This is a genomic window from Hyphomicrobium denitrificans ATCC 51888, assembly GCF_000143145.1.
Classification (GTDB): domain Bacteria; phylum Pseudomonadota; class Alphaproteobacteria; order Rhizobiales; family Hyphomicrobiaceae; genus Hyphomicrobium_B; species Hyphomicrobium_B denitrificans.
The window spans coordinates 1,706,922-1,720,378 of sequence record NC_014313.1 but is presented as its reverse complement, the minus strand read 5'-3'; the positions used below and the strand labels follow the sequence as shown (position 1 = coordinate 1,720,378).

The 13,457-nt window shown below is 62.8% G+C and carries 15 protein-coding genes; 5 read left to right on the top strand and 10 right to left on the bottom strand.

The window, feature by feature from the left end:
• Positions 1 to 5: 5 nt before the first annotated feature.
• From HDEN_RS08285 to dusB, 4 genes are all read right to left on the bottom strand, one after another.
• Entirely contained in the window at positions 6 to 2,330 is a 2,325-nt protein-coding gene (locus tag HDEN_RS08285) for a sensor histidine kinase NtrY-like (RefSeq protein WP_245256759.1), read from the bottom strand.
• Between the two features lie 273 nt (positions 2,331 to 2,603).
• Positions 2,604 to 4,049 (bottom strand): nitrogen regulation protein NR(I), encoded by a 1,446-nt coding sequence (ntrC, locus tag HDEN_RS08280; protein ID WP_013215651.1) that lies wholly within the window; start codon positions 4,047 to 4,049, stop codon positions 2,604 to 2,606.
• Positions 4,049 to 5,212, bottom strand: a complete 1,164-nt coding sequence (locus tag HDEN_RS08275) for a two-component system sensor histidine kinase NtrB (RefSeq protein ID WP_013215650.1) — start codon at positions 5,210 to 5,212, stop codon at positions 4,049 to 4,051. The genes ntrC and HDEN_RS08275 overlap by 1 nt, the downstream gene beginning before the upstream one ends.
• Positions 5,209 to 6,195, bottom strand: a complete 987-nt coding sequence (gene dusB / locus HDEN_RS08270) for a tRNA dihydrouridine synthase DusB (RefSeq protein WP_013215649.1) — start codon at positions 6,193 to 6,195, stop codon at positions 5,209 to 5,211. Before dusB ends, HDEN_RS08275 begins: the two co-directional genes overlap by 4 nt.
• A 223-nt stretch (positions 6,196 to 6,418) precedes the next feature.
• On the opposite strand from dusB, the gene HDEN_RS08265 reads away from it, so the two are divergent.
• The 5 genes from HDEN_RS08265 (at position 6,419) to HDEN_RS08245 (ending at position 10,341) form a co-directional block, all read left to right on the top strand.
• Complete coding sequence (locus tag HDEN_RS08265; RefSeq protein WP_013215648.1) at positions 6,419 to 7,606, top strand: bifunctional 2-C-methyl-D-erythritol 4-phosphate cytidylyltransferase/2-C-methyl-D-erythritol 2,4-cyclodiphosphate synthase; 1,188 nt, start codon at positions 6,419 to 6,421, stop codon at positions 7,604 to 7,606.
• A 4-nt stretch (positions 7,607 to 7,610) separates the two neighbouring features.
• Positions 7,611 to 8,228, top strand: a complete 618-nt coding sequence (locus HDEN_RS08260; RefSeq protein ID WP_013215647.1) for a cation efflux transmembrane domain-containing protein — start codon at positions 7,611 to 7,613, stop codon at positions 8,226 to 8,228.
• 162 nt (positions 8,229 to 8,390) lie between these two features.
• On the top strand, positions 8,391 to 8,876 hold the full coding sequence (locus HDEN_RS08255; RefSeq protein ID WP_013215646.1) for a MarR family winged helix-turn-helix transcriptional regulator: 486 nt from the start codon (positions 8,391 to 8,393) through the stop codon (positions 8,874 to 8,876).
• 128 nt (positions 8,877 to 9,004) lie between these two features.
• On the top strand, positions 9,005 to 9,496 hold the full coding sequence (locus HDEN_RS08250; RefSeq protein WP_013215645.1) for a CinA family protein: 492 nt from the start codon (positions 9,005 to 9,007) through the stop codon (positions 9,494 to 9,496).
• Positions 9,493 to 10,341, top strand: coding sequence for a pentapeptide repeat-containing protein (locus tag HDEN_RS08245; protein ID WP_013215644.1), 849 nt, complete (start codon positions 9,493 to 9,495; stop codon positions 10,339 to 10,341). The genes HDEN_RS08250 and HDEN_RS08245 overlap by 4 nt, the downstream gene beginning before the upstream one ends.
• A 228-nt stretch (positions 10,342 to 10,569) precedes the next feature.
• On the opposite strand, the gene HDEN_RS08240 is transcribed toward HDEN_RS08245, so the two are convergent.
• The 6 genes from HDEN_RS08240 to HDEN_RS08215 form a co-directional block, all read right to left on the bottom strand.
• On the bottom strand, positions 10,570 to 11,034 hold the full coding sequence (locus HDEN_RS08240; protein WP_013215643.1) for a type II toxin-antitoxin system RatA family toxin: 465 nt from the start codon (positions 11,032 to 11,034) through the stop codon (positions 10,570 to 10,572).
• Positions 11,035 to 11,171: 137 nt separating this feature from the next.
• A complete protein-coding gene (locus HDEN_RS08235; RefSeq protein ID WP_013215642.1) occupies positions 11,172 to 11,426 on the bottom strand; it encodes a GlsB/YeaQ/YmgE family stress response membrane protein in 255 nt (84 codons plus the stop codon).
• Positions 11,427 to 11,518: 92 nt separating this feature from the next.
• On the bottom strand, positions 11,519 to 11,806 hold the full coding sequence (locus HDEN_RS08230) for a hypothetical protein (RefSeq protein WP_013215641.1): 288 nt from the start codon (positions 11,804 to 11,806) through the stop codon (positions 11,519 to 11,521).
• Between the two features lie 238 nt (positions 11,807 to 12,044).
• Positions 12,045 to 12,461: a hypothetical protein gene (locus HDEN_RS08225; RefSeq protein WP_013215640.1), complete on the bottom strand. Its 417-nt coding sequence runs from the start codon at positions 12,459 to 12,461 to the stop codon at positions 12,045 to 12,047.
• Between the two features lie 239 nt (positions 12,462 to 12,700).
• Positions 12,701 to 13,027: a DUF5076 domain-containing protein gene (locus tag HDEN_RS08220; protein ID WP_013215639.1), complete on the bottom strand. Its 327-nt coding sequence runs from the start codon at positions 13,025 to 13,027 to the stop codon at positions 12,701 to 12,703.
• A 123-nt stretch (positions 13,028 to 13,150) separates the two neighbouring features.
• On the bottom strand, positions 13,151 to 13,417 hold the full coding sequence (locus HDEN_RS08215) for an FtsB family cell division protein (RefSeq protein WP_245256758.1): 267 nt from the start codon (positions 13,415 to 13,417) through the stop codon (positions 13,151 to 13,153).
• Positions 13,418 to 13,457: the final 40 nt, after the last annotated feature.

The window sequence follows — 13,457 nt, the reverse complement described above, 5'->3', positions numbered from 1 at the left end:
TTGTATCATGCTCCACTCGCGGCACGCGAGGCATTATGAAGTTGTTCAGTGGAAAGGTCGTGCGTGCTTTCAAGCTTGGTAGGCAATGTCATTCGTATGAGCGCGCCCCGCGTTCTTGTTTCGCTGTGGGGCGCATCTTCGAGCGTCAGCGTGCCACCGTGCTGCTCGACGACTTTCTGCACGATTGCGAGGCCGAGGCCGGTGCCTTTGGCGCGCGTTGTCACGTAAGGTTCGAGCAGCTTCGCACGGTTCTGCTTCGGCAGGCCAATACCATTGTCGATGACCTCTATCGCGACGCGATCGGCGGCCGGCAGAACGCGAACCTCGATCTCGCCTTTGTAGCCATCGGGCCGTCCTTGCGGCTCGCCATAGGATTCAATCGCTTCGGCCGCGTTCTTGATGAGGTTCGTCACCGCTTGCGACACGAGCCGCAGATCGAAGCGTGCGCGCACCGGGCTGCTCGGAATGGAAAGCTTGAAATCGACATCCTTGTGGCCTTCGCGGAAGAGAACCGCCGGCTCCTGCACGGCAAGACGCACGTCCTGATCGGCCATGACCGGTTGCGGCATGCGCGCGAAGGAGGCGAACTCGTCGACCATGCTCTTGATGTGATCGGTCTGCCGCTCGATCGTCTGCGTCAGCGTCTCGAACAGCTCGCGATCTTCCGAGACCTGCTTGCCGAATTTCCGGCGCAGGCGTTCGGCTGAAAGTTGTATCGGCGTCAGCGGGTTCTTGATTTCATGCGCGATGCGCCGCGCGACGTCTGCCCAGGCGCTCGTGCGCTGCGCCTGAACCAGCTCTGAAATGTCGTCGAACGTGACGACCGAGCCGACGTCGCCCTCGCCTTCCCGCTCGTGCGTCACCTTCACGGCGAACGTGCGCTCTTCGTCGCCGATCTGTTTTTTGACCTCGTCGAGGCCCTTGCTCTTGAAGCCCGGCTCGTCGGCGGACCGAAGCGCCGACGCGAATTCCGGAACGATATCGGCGAGCGGACTTCCGACCGCGTTCGCTCCCGCGAGGCCCAGCAGCCGTTCCGCAGAGCGGCTGAGCAACGTGATGCGGCCCGCGCTGTCGAGGCCGATTACGCCCGCCGAAACACCGGACAGAACCGCCTCGATGAAGTTATGCCGTTCTGTGAGCTGCACGTTCGTCTGATGCAGCGCGTCCTGCTGCTGCTTCAGTTCGCGCGTCATCAGGTTGAACGTCTGCGACAGACGCCGCAGGTCGCCCTCGCCGCGCTTCTCGGGCAGCGCGAATTGCAGATTGCCTTTCGACACCTCTTGCGCGCCCGCGATCAATCGCCGGATCGGAGCCACGAACCGTCCGGCGAACCACATGCCGACCCAGATCGCGGCCAGCAGCGACGTCACCGAGATCATGAAATAGATCAGGCCGTGCGCAACCTTGAGGCCGCCCTTCGCTTTCCTGAGCCGCGTGTATTCGTAGACGTTCTGCTCGGTTCTCTGAAGGTGATTGATGACCTTCGGACTGACGCCGCGCGCGACGTAGAGATAGCGGCCCGGCATGCTGTCGATCTTCGCGATCGCCGAGATGCGATAATCGTTCGACGGGCTCGACAAGGCGACCTGACCGGCCTCGGCCTGTTTGATGTCGGCGAGCGAGGGCACGACGTACGGCAGTTTCGGATCATCGAGCGCGAGGACGATCGGATTGCCGTCGCCGTCGACGACGTAGGCCGATGTCAGATCGCGCAGGCCCGCCTGCCCGATGAGAAATTTCTGGAACCCGTCCGGATCGACGCTGAGCGTCGCGGCTTCGCCGTTGATGTCGCGGACCATGTTGACGATGTCGGTCCGGATGATCTGGCTGTGCTCGTCGACGTAGGCTTTCGCGACGTCGTACGAATTTTCGACGATCGCGCTCGTGCGTCCGGAAAACCAGCCGTCGAGCGAGCGCGAGAACGTCGTCGTGGCGGCAACGGCGAGCAACCCCGCCGGCAGCGCCGCGATGAGACTGAACAGAATGACGATGCGCGTATGCAGTCGCGCACCCGGGATCTTGTCGATCCACGCCCGCCTCAGTCCGAGCGCCTGCCAGCCGACGATCGTCAGCATCGTCAGGATCAGCAGCCCGTTCACCGCGAGCGCCGCCCAGACGTATTCGTTGCGCGGCGTGATTGCGGTGAGCCCCGTCAGGATGATGTAGCTCGCGAGCGCCGACAGCATCGACAGCAGCACGACGCCAAGGCCGAACCAGAAGGCGCGCTCGGAGGGATTGAGCGACGTCGCGCGCTCTTCCATCAGCGCGTCCGCCGATAGCCGGGATCGATCGGCTGATACGGCATCCGTATCGCTGTTGCTGCCGTTCATCAGTTTGTCACTCGACCCCGCCATCGAAACTGACACCACTTTCCTTGCGATTGCCCCCCCGCCGGCCCACGAAGCCGCCGAAGACGTCTCGCAGACTGACAACGTGTTCGGCCTGCGATTGGGTGCAGCCCTTCGGCTACACCCCTGCGACCCAACAGGCTAACTGTGACATTTTCGCGACATTAATGGTGCAGATCAAGCGCCGGGCACCGGTCTGCGGCGTTTCGCACGCCATTGGGTGGGGAAAAGCCGAAGTTTCCCCAACGAGTTAGATCAGCCTTCGACGGTGCGAAAAACGCGAATGCTGAGGTCGCGAATGCGCGCGCGCAGCGTGTTCCGGTTGAGCCCGAGAAGCTCGGCGGCCCGGATTTGATTGCCACGTGTGGCGGCGAGCGCAGCGCTGAGCAACGGCTTTTCGACTTCGCGGATGATGCGATCGTACAGCCCCGGCGGCGGCAGCTCGTTTCCGAACGAAGAAAAATATCGCGACAGGTATCGCTCCACCGACTCGCTGAGATCGCCGTTGTCCGCGCCCCCTCCGAGCGGCGGCGAAATGGCCGAGCCCGCGAGTTCCTGCTCGACGATCTGCGTCGTCAGCGTGTCCTGCGGATGCAGTGCGACGAGACGGCGGACGACGTTCTCGAGTTCGCGCACATTGCCCGGCCACGGATGCGACTTCAGCCGCTCGATGGCGGCGCTCTCGATCGACTTCTGTCCGAGCCCTTCGCGCGTTGCCTGTCGGAGAAAATGCCGGACGAGATCGCCGACGTCCTCGAGGCGCTCGCGCAGCGGCGGCAGACGGATCGGCACGACGTTGAGGCGATAGAACAGGTCTTCGCGGAACAGGCCTTGCTGGATTTGCGATTTGAGATCGCGGTGCGTGGCGGCGATGATGCGCACGTTCGTCTTGATCGGCGTGCGCCCGCCGACGGTCGTGTATTCGCCCTGCTGCAGCACACGTAGCAATCGCGTCTGCGCTTCGAGCGGCATGTCGCCGATCTCGTCGAGGAACAGCGTACCGCCTTCGGCCTGTTCGAAGCGGCCCGGCGTTCGCGTCTGCGCGCCGGTGAACGCCCCCTTCTCGTGCCCGAAGAGTTCGCTTTCGATCAGCTCGCGCGGAATCGCCGCCATGTTGATGGCGACGAACGGCCCGTGCCGGCGTTTGCCGTAGTCGTGCAGAACGCGCGCGACGAGTTCCTTGCCCGTCCCGCTTTCGCCGTTGATCATGACGGTCAGATCGCTCTGCGTCAGACGTGCGAGCACGCGATAGATGTCCTGCATCGGCAGCGATCGGCCGATCAGCGGCAGCTCGTCGGACTCCCGTTCCGTGGCGGGTGCCTGACGCTTGCGGCCGGGTTCCGACAGCGCTCGCGAAATGACGGCAACGACTTCGTTCAGGTCGAACGGCTTCGGCAGATATTCGAACGCGCCCTTCTCCGTCGCCGTCAGCGCCGTCATCAGCGTGTTCTGCGCGCTCATGACGATGATCGGCAGATCGGGCCGGAGCTTCTTGATGCGTGGAATGAGATCGAACGCGTTCTCGTCCGGCATCACGACGTCGGTGATGACGACATCGCCTTCGCCCTGACTGACCCAGCGCCACAGCGTCGCTGCGTTTCCCGTGGCGCGCGGCGCGAAGCCTGCACGCGCTAAAGCCTGATTGAGCACCGTGCGAATGGCGGTGTCGTCATCGGCAATGAGAACAGTGCCTCTGGCCATCAACCCTCTCTCGACGTTTGCAACGTGCCGGTTCGCGATCGCTGCATCGGCAGCAGAACGCGGAAGATTGTGCGTTTGGGTTCGCTATCGCATTCGATGATGCCGCCGTGGTCGGCGATGATCTTGGCGACGAGCGCCAGTCCGAGCCCGCTGCCCGAGGCTTTCGTCGTGACGAACGGATCGAAAAGATGCGGCCTCAGATGTTCCGGAATACCGCAGCCGTTATCCTCGATCTGGATCATCAGCGGCAGGCTGACCCGCGTGTCTGTACCCGGCAGCGACAGGCGCACGCCGGGCCGGAACGCCGTCTGCAGAACGATGCGACCGTTCTCGGGATTTCTGCCGATCGCTTCGGCGGCGTTCTTCAGAAGATTGAGAAAAACCTGCACGAGCTTGTCGCGATTGCCGAGCACCGACGGCAGCGACGGATCGTAATCTTCGACGTAGCGGATGCCGCTCCCGAACCCATGCTCTGCGATGCGGCGTACGTGATTGAGAACGTCGTGAATGTTGACGGCGTCTTTCGCCAGCGGCCGCTCGTCGCCGAACACTTCCATGCGATCGACAAGCGTGCAGATGCGATCCGTTTCCGAGCAGATGAGCTGCGTCAGCGCGCGGTCTTCATCCGATAGTCCAGGTTCCAGGAGTTGCGCCGCTCCGCGAATGCCGGAAAGCGGATTCTTGATCTCGTGCGCCAGCACGCCCGCCATTCCGGAAACCGAGCGCGCGGCGGCGCGATGCGTCAATTGCCGCTCGATCATCTGCGCCATCGAACGCTGCTGCAGCATCAGGAACATGTTGCGCGGTTCTTCCGGCAGCGGTCCGCCGTAAATATCGACCAGCTTGGAACCCGAGAAACGCGGCGTCGCGATCTCGATGCCATACTCGTTGATCGTCGCGCCCGTAGCCTGCACCTGCTCGACCAGCGCCATCAGCGGACAGCCGAACGCCACGATGTCGGACAGGCGGCTGCGCAGCAGCATCGGCGCGCTCATGGAAAAGAACGCTTCGGCCGCGGCGTTCGCAAAAACGATGGTGCCCTCCTCGCCGACAACGAGAATAGGATGCGGCAGCGCGCCGAGCAGGCTCTCGCGATCAACGGTCGGCGGTGGCGGAGGAAGCGCCGCGATATTCGATTTGCGCGCGGTTGCCTTCTGACTCATGCCGCGACGGGCTCCGCACCTGAATAGAACGCCGAAAGACCGTCGAGAACGTGCTGCGGATCGAGCGCCGTGCAGAGCCGCGCGCGCCACGCCTTGACCGTCGCCGTGTCGGCGCCGCTCGACAGCAGATACCAGCCGATATGCTTGCGCGCGTTCTTGAGGCCAAGCTCGCGGCCATAGTGCGTGAGCATGGCATCGACGTGCTCGAGCGCGATCTCGCGCTGGGTGGCGCGGCTCGGATCGCCGGGATCTCTGCCCGTCGAAAACGTCGCCGCGATGCGTCCCGGCATCCACGGCGCGCCATACGCGCCCCGTCCGACCATAACGCCGTCCGCGCCGGATGCGTCGAGTGCCTTGCGCGCGTCCGACGGACCATTGATGTCGCCGTTGACGAGCACCGGGAGCGAGGTCGCCTCAACGACGGGCCGGACGCCCTGCCAGTCGGCGGTGCCCGTGAAGAACTGGCAGCGTGTGCGCCCGTGCACGGTGATCAGTTTGACGCCCTCGGCTTCCGCCCGGCGCGCGAGATCAGCGGCGTTGCGCGATGTCTCATCCCAGCCGAGACGCATCTTGAGCGTGACTGGAACATTGACCGCCTGAACGACGGCGCGGATCAGCGACTGGGCATGATCGAGATTGCGCATCAGCGCCGAGCCCGAAAGCTTGCCTGTCACCTCTTTCGCCGGGCAGCCCATGTTGATGTCGATGACATCTGCGCCCTTGGCCTCGGCGATCCGCGCCCCATCGGCCATCCAGCGCTCTTCGCGCCCTGCGAGTTGCATGACGAACGGAGTTAACTCGCGCCCTTCGGCGCGCCGCAGGACGTCGGCCCGCGACTTGACCAACTCCTCGCTCGCAATCATCTCGGAAACGACGAACGTCGCGCCAAGCCGATGCGCCAGACGGCGAAAGGGAAGGTCGCTCACTCCGGACATGGGCGCCAACGCCACCATCGGATTGCCGTCAGCGGAGGGTTTCAGCATAAATCCTGACCGTCGAGGGACGTATTGCCTATAATTTAATCAATGTTCATAAGTGCCATTAGTTTAAGCAGACTAGGATGCGCCTTTTAAATATGCAAGCCCCAGCATATGCGCGCCGCGTCGCACACCTGACGGCCGTTGCGGTTTGCGCCAACTCGGGGCACTGAGCTTCGTTCAGGCGGCAAGACGGCTGCCGTTCATTTTTTCGATCGGGAGAACAGATGTGCGCATCGCCGCTTTGATCGTCGCGGCTGGACGAGGAACGCGCGCCGCGGCGCCCGGCGCCGGGCCGAAGCAATATGCGCTGATCGGCGGCCGGCCGGTGCTGGCCCATACGATCGCGGCGTTCGCGGATCATCCCGAGATCGACGAGATCAAGGTCGTGATCCATGCCGACGACGGCGAACTTTATGCGCACGCGTCCGGCTGCACCGCCAAGCTTTCACCTGCCGCCACAGGCGGCGCGACGCGGCAGGCGTCCGTGCATAGCGGCCTTGAAGCGCTGGCCGCTTCGAAGCCTGATCTCGTGCTCATTCACGACGCCGCGCGCCCGTTCGTTTCAGCCGCGACGATCTCGAAGGTCATCGCGACGCTCAAGTCCGCACGCGCCGCGCTCGCCGCCCTGCCCGTTACCGACACGTTGAAGCGCGCGTCGGATCGCGGCGTCGTCGAAGATACGATCCCCCGCGCCGGGCTTTGGCGCGCGCAGACGCCGCAAGGCTTTCATTTCGAGCCGATCCTCGATGCGCATCGCAAAGCGGCTGAACAAGGTCTCGACAAATTCACCGATGACGCTGCCATTGCCGAGTGGGCCGGCTTCGACGTAGCAATCGTTGAAGACGAAACGGGAAACATCAAACTAACCACCGCAGAGGATTTGAAATTGGCCGATCGGCAGATGACTTCAAATATTGCATTCGAACCGCGCACCGGCACGGGCTTCGACGTGCACCGCTTCACCGAGGGTGATCACGTGTGGCTCGGCGGCGTGAAAATTCCGCATACGCATAAACTCGAAGGTCATTCCGACGCCGACGTCATTCTGCACGCGCTGACCGACGCACTGCTCGGCGCGATCGGCGATGGCGATATCGGCCAGCACTTCCCGCCGTCGGACCCGAAATGGAAAGGCGCAGCCTCTCGTCTCTTTCTCGAAGATGCGGCGCGCCGCGTGAAGGATCGCGGCGGGCGCATCGTGAACGTCGATATCACTGTTCTTGCCGAAGCGCCGCGCGTCGGCCCGCATCGCCCCGCCATCCAAGCGCTGATCGGAGACGTGCTCGGTCTCACGCCCGATCGCATCGGCATCAAGGCGACGACGACCGAGGGTATGGGCTTCACGGGCCGCCGCGAAGGCATCGCCGCAATGGCGTCGGCAAGCGTGCTGCTGCCATACGGCTTGAGCGAATGAACGAATGAGCGACGACGACGACGATTTTCCGGACATCAGTGAGAACCGGCCTTTACAGCGCATCGTGCGCAATGTCGCGGTGCTCAACCTCTCCTATTTCGGGGTCGAGTTCGCGGTTGCTCTCGCCATCGGCTCCGTTGCGCTGTTCGCAGACAGCGTCGACTTTCTCGAGGACAGCGCGGTCAACCTGTTGATCCTCGCCGGGCTCGGCTTCTCGGCCGCACGGCGTGCGAAGCTCGGAATGTTGCTCGCCGCGATCATTCTTTTCCCGGCGCTCGCAACGCTCTGGACGGCATGGCAGAATTTTTCGAGCGGGGCCGTGCCGGAACCTTTCGCGCTCACCGTAACCGGGCTCGGGGCGCTCGCCGTCAATTTTGTCTGTGCCCGCATGCTGGCGCCGTTCCGCACGGCCGGAGGAAGCCTGACGCGCGCCGCGTTTCTTTCAGCGCGCAACGACGTCATCGCCAACATCGCGATCATCGTCGCTGGCTTGCTGACGGCTGCAACCGCGTCAAGATGGCCCGACCTGATCGTCGGGCTGGGCATCGCCGCGATCAACGCCGGCGCTGCGAAAGAGGTCTACGAGGCCGCCCGCGCCGAGCACCAGGCCGCCAAACCCTGAGCAAGGCACAGGTTGCAGATCGTCCAAGCTCAACATCGAGAGCTTCGATGCGCAATTGCAACGGCTTTGAGCGTTGACCCGCCTGCCAGAATCGCGGCATCAAAGGGTTATGTGGTTGTATTGCCACGAGCCACACGAAAGCGCTCACACACGGGAGCCGATATGAACGTCATGCCCCACACTCTTGACCGTATGCCCGCCGATGCCGCCATAAGCACCATCGCCGAGACAACCGCCGAGATGTGCCTCGCCACCCGTGTGCGTCAGCTTTCGCGCATCGTCACGCGCGTCTACGATGATGCCTTGCGCCCACTCGGCATCACCGCGAGCCAGTATACCTTGCTCGCGCAGCTGGCCTCACGTGACGGAATCACTGCCGTCGAGATCGGACACGATCTCGACATCGAGAAGTCGACACTGTCGCGCAATCTCAAGCGTCTTCTGGCGCTTGGCCATATCATCATGGATCCGCCCGCCGGTCGGCGTGGCCGCGGTCTGCACCTTACGCCCAAAGGTCAGGCCGTTTTGAAGGATGCATACCCGATATGGCAGGACGCGCAGAAGCGGACGGTCGGGGCTATGGGCTCCGACAGTCGCATCGTCCTCGATAGCCTGCTTTCGCATGCCGAGGTCTTAGCCGCGGCCTGATCAGCCAGGTCGTTTGCACATTCTCCTCTCTCTGGATAGCCTTACCGGAGAGTGCTTCCGCCCGAAGCACTCTCCGGTTTCGTTTTGGGCTGCCGTGCTGAACTTGTCCGGCTGAATGAGAGGCGCGCGTGTTTCCACCCGACATCGAAGCAAGCGCCGCTCGGATCGTAGCCAAGTTGCGCGCTGGGCATCTCAAGGTTGCGACGGCCGAAAGCTGCACAGGCGGGCTCATCGCCGGAGCGATCACTTCGATCGCCGGATCGTCCGACGTTTTCGATCAAGGCTTCGTGACCTACGCCAACTCGGCCAAAACGGCGATGATCGGCGTTGACGCCGGATTGCTCGAAGATCATGGCGCCGTGAGCGCCGAAGTTGGACGTGCGATGGCCGAGGGCGCGCTGAAAACCGCCTCCGCCGATGTCGCCGTTGCCGTCACCGGCATCGCCGGTCCCGGAGGCGCCATGCCTGGAAAGCCCGTCGGGCTGGTTTTTATCGGGCTTGCATCGCGACAGACGCCAACCCATGTCCAGCGCTTCGAATTTGGCGATATCGGTCGCGACGGTGTTCGTCTGGCGACCGTGCGCGAAGCTTTGAGACTTCTCGAAAGGGCTGGCGAATGACCCGTCTCGGAGCACTCTTTCCCTGCGCTAGAGGATACCGTCTCGCAGCCCTGCTCGCCGCCGCGTTCTGGGTCGCGCCCGCGTTCGCCGCCGATCTGACAGCGCGCGACGTGTCGGCGCTTCTGTTCAAGGCGGCTCCCGGAAACCGGCCGGTTCTCAGTGGCAAGAATCTGCAAGGGCTCGATCTCGCGGGCCTCGATTTCAAGGGCGCCGACCTCAGCAAATCGGATCTGTTCGGCGCTGATCTTTCTGGTGCCGACCTTTCGAGCACCAATCTCTCCGGCGCGATGCTCGACCGCGTGACGCTGATCGCGGCGCGGCTCGATGGCGCAAACCTCGACAATGCCAGCTTGATGCGCCCATCGACGACGGCGACGCTGACGCCAAGCCAGGGCGAAGCGATCAGCTTCAAGTCGGCTTCGCTTAAGGGCACGAAGCTTTTCGGTGTCTTTGCCGGATCAAACTTCGCGGGCGCCGATCTCACCGATGCCATTAGCGCCCCGCTGAACAAGACCGGCTTTATCGAATACATCTGGCGAACCGATTTGTCGGGCGCGAACCTCTCCGGCGCGCAGCTGACGCGAGCCAACATGACGCAAACGCGCTTCAGCTTCGCAGTGCTGCGAGACGCCTCCCTGCACGACACTATTTTGCGCGAGGCCGATCTTTCCGGCGCTGTGCTGACTGGCGCGGATCTCTCGGGCGCCGACCTGACGGGTGCTGATCTCAGTGGCGCCGACGTAACCGGCGCCAACCTCGACGGCGCCAAGCTGCATGATGCCAAAGGTCTCGAAAGCCTGAAGGGCCTGGCTCTGGCGCGAAACTTCGAAAAGACAATTCGCTAGAGCGCTGGCGATCCCGCATCCGCATCCACGCGCCTAACGAAACCAGGGCATCGGGAGCACGCGTGGATGGCCGCCTCCGCGGCCATGACGTTCTGAGATGAACATCCGACGTCGTCATCGCAGTGCGCCTGCCAACCTCACCTTCGTCATGGCCGCGCAGGCGGCCATCCACGACAAGCAAAAGGTTTTGCGCTGCACCGCCGGATCATTGGCGCCTTCAGGCTGTTCTCACACCCGTGTCGACGGACCGTAAACGTGCGCGGCCCGTTCTTCGAAGGCTTGCGCGAAGCGCCGGAACGCCTGGTCGAACATCGCTCCCATCAGCGCGCCCATCAGCATCGACTTGAACTCGTAGTCGATGAAGAAATCGATCGTCGAACCCGTGCCGGCAGCATCGTTTTTGAACGTCCAGTGATTGATCAGGCGCTTGAAGGGGCCGTTCAAATAGCTGACATCGATATTCAGATCGTTCGGCTTTGTCAGCACGCGCGTCGTGAAACTTTCGCTGATCGACTTGTAGCCGATATTCATCCGCGCAGTGAGTTCTTCGCCCTCACCCACCGGCTGCCGTGACAGCACGGCGAGCCCCGTGCACAGCGGCAGGAATTCCGGATAGCGCTCGACGTCGGCGACGAGCGTGAACATCTGGTTGGCGGTAAAGGCGACGTGGCGTGTGGTCTTGAATGATGGCATGGCTGCAATTCGGCGGCGCTATGGGCCGCCTGATCTGGCGCGACTGCCCAACCCCGTGCCCGTCACGGGATTAGTTGCCATAATGCACAAAGTGAGCGCCGTGGATGAGGCCCAGCGGCGCAACATCGAGAATCGCGTCAGGCGAGAATACGCGCCAGAAGCACGACGATGATGGCGCCGATCGCCGCCGTAACGATTTGCGATACGAAGGCGTTGCCGATGCCGAGGTTGATGCCCAGCGCCTTGAACAGATAGCCGCCGACGAATGCACCGATGATACCGGTTATCAGATAGCGGATCAGACCGTTGCCGCCGACGACGAACGAAGCGAGGAAACCGGCAAGGATGCCGATGACTGCGAAGACAAGCAGATCGCGCGTTTGTTCGTCCATGATCAGCCTCCGAAATTCTGGCTTCGAAAGTCTTGCAATCTCACACCCGCGCGCATGCCCGACAGGAGTTCACCTGCCACCGGCGCGCTGCCTTAGACGTGGCAGCGAGCGCCGAGGTACTGATTGAGCAGCTGATTGTACCTGTCAACGTCGGCGCGCTGACCGGCCGACAGGCTGCCGCCGCTGCTCGCGCGTTCGACCTGCGCAGGCACGCCTTTGGAATCGAGACGATTGAGCTGCCCACGAATCGAGTCGCAGCTTTCGCCGCTCGGCAACGCTCGAGGACCCGGATCCTGATAGCCCTTGCCGGATGCACCACCGCATCCCTGCAGAAGCGTTGACAAAGCGGCGACCGTTACGATCGCAATGAAACCCCGCATTCCGCACAATCCCACTGGCTTGATAAATGGCAGCGAAGCCCGATTATACGCACTGCACACTAAAGACCATAGAGCGGCTGCGTTTTGCAACTCCTGATGGCCTTCATGTGGCAACGATGCAGCATCGTCTGAGTTCGACGCACTCTGAGCATGACTGAATGCGAGCAGAACTCTGCTGCGTGAACTCACGCGTTTCGGAGATGCCGAGGCATCTCCGTGCATCCGATAATGTCGAGCGTCAGTTCGCTGCCGGCGTGCCAGCAGCCGGAGCTGCGGGCTGCGTGCTTGCCGTCTGCGCGGCCGGAGCAGCAGGCTGCGCCTGAGCGGTTTGCGCCGGAACCTTCGGGCCGCAACGCGTCTGGAAATCCGCGTAGGCCTTGTTGAGTTCAGCCTGCTTCTGCAGAGCCGAGCGTTTCACCGAAACCTTGACGGTCTTTCCGTCGCCGGCTTTTTCCAGCCGTTCGATCGTGCCGTCGCCTTTCAGCGTGTTGATCTGGCTCGCGAGCGACACGCACACCGGGTCGGACTTGGCCGCCGTCGTGTCGGGACCGAGCGATTGCGTCGAAAGACCGAAATTCGAACCGTCCGCGCATCCGCAGGTCAGTCCCGCTGCAAGCACGGCCAAAGCAAGCTTGCCCGTTGCGCCCTCAATCATCTTCCACCCCCGGATCGTTGCAACCTGCAACAGCACGCGCACAGGCTTTCTGCTTAAGGATGGTGAAGCTGCACCCGCAAGCCGTGCGGGGCGCCTCGTCCCCAACGAACAGAAGCGGAGGAGTTCGAAATTGTGGACATCAGCCACATGGTGCCGATACGCAACAGCGACAGCACATGCCGGGCCGCCGGGCGTCAAGCGCGCCCCGCGTTTCACACGGCATCCGATTTCGTGGACCGCTAGTGGACTCTGCGCCCGCGAACCTTACCCGCCGCCTTTGCGCTGCCCGGGAGCACGGAGTCGAACCCTTTGCGGATCTCCTCGAGCGCCTGCGCATCGCTTTTCTGGCCGTTGAGCGCGGCCGAATTTGCGACGTGATGGCCGATCTGCGCGAGAAGCCGTCCCCAATCCTGCAGCTGATCGCCGAGCGCCTCGCCGTTGATGGTGACCATCAGAGCACCATCCGCGACCCAGGCGCGGATCAGTTCGACGGCTTGCTGGGCTTCCGGGACACCATCAGGGATATCGAGTTCCAGGGGCCGTTCGGTGTCTTGCAGATTGCTCATGTCAACGGCGCCTTCAATACGCGATACAGAGGGGATCGGGCAAATTTAGTAGGCGCAGGACGCTATCGCAAGAGCGTTGCGTGCAGCGCGTTCTTGTAGCCGAAAATGCGGGGTTTGCGTGGCCTATCGCGACGCTACGATTTTATCGTTGCTGCGGACGTAGCCGAGCACATCGCGCGCGATTTCTTCGACCAGATCGGAATTGGGGACTTCCGGAGAGAGCAGAGCCACGTCGCGCCGCAGTTTCGCGCGGACGGATTCGAGGCCCCTGTTCTCGAAATCGAGAAGCGCCGATCGTTCGATGAGGCGCGTCCGCGCTTCAAATCCATGCCGGCCGTAGCGGGCATGATAGACGAAATAGGACGTCGACGTCAGGCAGGCAAGCAACACGAATATCTGCCGGGTGAGATGTCGATGCCTATTTCGCCTT

Bases quoted from the DNA above. Each gene is read 5' to 3' on its own strand.
- HDEN_RS08285 (WP_245256759.1), bottom strand. From the start codon at position 2,330: ATGAACGGCAGCAACAGCGATACGGATGCCGTATCAGCCGATCGATCC.
- ntrC (WP_013215651.1), bottom strand. From the start codon at position 4,049: ATGGCCAGAGGCACTGTTCTCATTGCCGATGACGACACCGCCATTCGC.
- HDEN_RS08275 (WP_013215650.1), bottom strand. From the start codon at position 5,212: ATGAGTCAGAAGGCAACCGCGCGCAAATCGAATATCGCGGCGCTTCCT.
- dusB (WP_013215649.1), bottom strand. From the start codon at position 6,195: ATGCTGAAACCCTCCGCTGACGGCAATCCGATGGTGGCGTTGGCGCCC.
- HDEN_RS08260 (WP_013215647.1), top strand. From the start codon at position 7,611: ATGAGCGACGACGACGACGATTTTCCGGACATCAGTGAGAACCGGCCT.
- HDEN_RS08255 (WP_013215646.1), top strand. From the start codon at position 8,391: ATGAACGTCATGCCCCACACTCTTGACCGTATGCCCGCCGATGCCGCC.
- HDEN_RS08245 (WP_013215644.1), top strand. From the start codon at position 9,493: ATGACCCGTCTCGGAGCACTCTTTCCCTGCGCTAGAGGATACCGTCTC.
- HDEN_RS08240 (WP_013215643.1), bottom strand. From the start codon at position 11,034: ATGCCATCATTCAAGACCACACGCCACGTCGCCTTTACCGCCAACCAG.
- HDEN_RS08235 (WP_013215642.1), bottom strand. From the start codon at position 11,426: ATGGACGAACAAACGCGCGATCTGCTTGTCTTCGCAGTCATCGGCATC.
- HDEN_RS08230 (WP_013215641.1), bottom strand. From the start codon at position 11,806: ATGCGGGGTTTCATTGCGATCGTAACGGTCGCCGCTTTGTCAACGCTT.
- HDEN_RS08225 (WP_013215640.1), bottom strand. From the start codon at position 12,461: ATGATTGAGGGCGCAACGGGCAAGCTTGCTTTGGCCGTGCTTGCAGCG.
- HDEN_RS08220 (WP_013215639.1), bottom strand. From the start codon at position 13,027: ATGAGCAATCTGCAAGACACCGAACGGCCCCTGGAACTCGATATCCCT.